Below are 1640 nucleotides of genomic sequence, written 5' to 3' on the forward strand. Positions count from 1 at the left end.
CCTTGATTATCAACTTTATCCGAACACCTCCCACATTCATCCGCACATGTGCGGATGAATGTGGGAACCCGATACCCTGAGGGCCGGATCGGCCGGCCCCGGGAGATCGGAGGACGGCATGTCCGGAAAGAAGAAGAGCGGCTCCGCAAGGGCGGTCCCGAGGGCCTACGGAAGGCTCACGAGGCACGAGCGGGACACGGTCCAGAGGATGCTGGAGCGCAGGGCGTCGTGCAGGGAGATCGCGAGGGAGCTGGGCAGGTCGCCCTCGACGGTGAGCGCCGAGGTGGCGTCGCACAGGTTCGTGACGGCGCCGAAGGCCAGGCGCGGCGAGCGCGTGGACGCCTCCGCCGACCTGTCGGCGGCCTGCCCGCGCCTGGCGGCGTGGCCGCGCTGCTGCAACGGGTGCGGCCGGTACCGCGCGATCGGCTGCAAGCGCCGCCCCCACGTCTTCTACGAGGCCCGGGCCGCGCAGCTGTGCGCCGACTCGGTCCTCGTCTCGTCCAGGCGCGGGATAGACGCCGACGAGCCCGCCGCGGCGGCCAGGCTGGAGGCGATAAGGGACTGCCTGCGCCGGGGGCTGTCGCCCGAGCAGATGGCGGCGCGCAACGGCGGCCCGGTGGACCTGTCGCCGTCGACCATCTACCGCTGGGTCTCGGCGGGCTACGACGGCATGACCAACATGGAGCTCAGGCGCAAGGTCGGCTACAGGCCGAGGAAGCGCGCCGCGGGCCGGGCGGCGACCCGCCACTCCGCCCGCAGGTCGCATGCCGCGTTCCTCGCCCTCGGGGAGGACGCGTGCGCCGCGGCCTGGGAGATGGACACCGTCGAGGGGGCCCGGGAGGACTCCGCCTGCCTGCTCACGCTGCTGCACCGCCCCAGCAGGCTCCAGCTCGCGCTGCCGCTGGAGGAGAAGACCGCCGGGTGCGTCGCGGACGCCCTGGAGGGCGTCCGGGCCATCCTCGGCGCCGACGGGGCGCGCCGCGTGTTCCGCGCCGTCCTCACCGACAACGGCGCCGAGTTCTCCGACGAGGCGGCGATCGCGGCGCTGCTCGGCGAGGGGCCGGGCGAGACGAGGCTGTTCTACTGCGACCCCGGGCGCAGCGACCAGAAGGGCGCCTGCGAGCGCAACCACGTCGAGATCAGGAAGCTGCTGCCCAAGGGCGCCGGAATCAGGTTCGACCGGCTCGCCCCGGCCGACCTGGCGCTGGCCATGTCGCACGTGAACTCCGAGCCCCGCGGCGCGCTCGGCTTCGCGACGCCCGCGCGCGCCTTCAGGGCGATGCTCGGGGAGGACGCGGCGGCGCTGCTGGACGCCTACGGCGTGGAGGACGTGCCGCTCGGCGATCTCGACCTGACGCCGGGGCTCATCGGGCGGGCGCGCGCGGAAAGGGGCGATGCCCCGCTGCCCTAGCCCAAAAAGGGAAAGCTGAACAGGCGGAACCGACCGTCCGGCTGAGTCTGGGAAGAGGTGCCGGGCGGCGGGCGGAGCATGGCCACCGGACCCATCGAAACACATCTCCACCATTCCTTCAACTGGGAAAATGCCGCCCCCGGGGCCCGGATAGGACCTCGGGGGCGTTCGGTTAACTGCGGGAGCGTGCCGTCAGCTCAATGTGTTCGGTTGGGATCGGAAATCAACC

At 72.1% G+C, this 1640-nt stretch carries 1 protein-coding gene; it reads left to right on the forward strand.

Annotation, left to right across the window (positions count from 1 at the left end):
- Positions 1-118: 118 nt before the first annotated feature.
- Positions 119-1411 carry an IS30 family transposase gene (locus tag GDJ97_RS08855; RefSeq protein WP_152070931.1) on the forward strand — a complete coding sequence of 431 codons (1293 nt, stop codon included), beginning with the start codon at positions 119-121 and terminating at the stop codon, positions 1409-1411.
- Positions 1412-1640: the final 229 nt, after the last annotated feature.

Source organism: Collinsella sp. AK_207A (assembly GCF_902501965.1).
Lineage (GTDB): Bacteria > Actinomycetota > Coriobacteriia > Coriobacteriales > Coriobacteriaceae > Collinsella.